We start from the raw sequence: 458 nt of genomic DNA, 5'->3' as shown, positions 1-458 counted from the left end.
TTGCGCCCGAGGCTCAGCGGGACGACGGTCCCGGGCCGCGGCCGGGGAGGTGGCGGAAGGTGATGCGGCCCTTGGAGAGGTCGTACGGAGACATCTCCAGCGAGACCTTGTCGCCGGCCAGGATGCGGATGTGGTGCTTGCGCATCTTGCCGCCGGTGTAGGCGATCAGCTGGTGCCCGTTGTCGAGCGTCACGCGGAATCGGGAGTCGGGCAGCACTTCATCCACTTTGCCCTGCATTTCGATCAGATCTTCTTTGGACACGGAACTCCTTCGTTGGGAATGAAAAAACGGTCAGGCGGCCGCGCCCTGCAGCGCGATCTCGCGGCCCTGGTCCAGGGCATAGCGCTCGGCCAGCACGTCGCTGTCGAAGCGGGGAAGGAAGCGGAAGATGCGGTCGTGCATGCCTCTGCGGACGGAAACGGAAGCGGCGTAATGGCCCGTCTCGGTGCGCCGGGTG

The 458-nt window shown here is 65.7% G+C and carries 1 protein-coding gene; it reads right to left on the bottom strand.

Annotated elements, in window-relative coordinates:
• Positions 1-13: 13 nt before the first annotated feature.
• The gene (infA, locus tag AC066S_RS39320; protein ID WP_478271983.1) at positions 14-262 is read right to left on the bottom strand and encodes a translation initiation factor IF-1; all 249 of its coding nucleotides are present in this window, start codon (positions 260-262) and stop codon (positions 14-16) included.
• Positions 263-458: the final 196 nt, after the last annotated feature.

Source organism: Bradyrhizobium sp. CFUWI (genome assembly GCF_056429085.1).
This window is presented reverse-complemented; position numbering and strand designations above follow the sequence as displayed.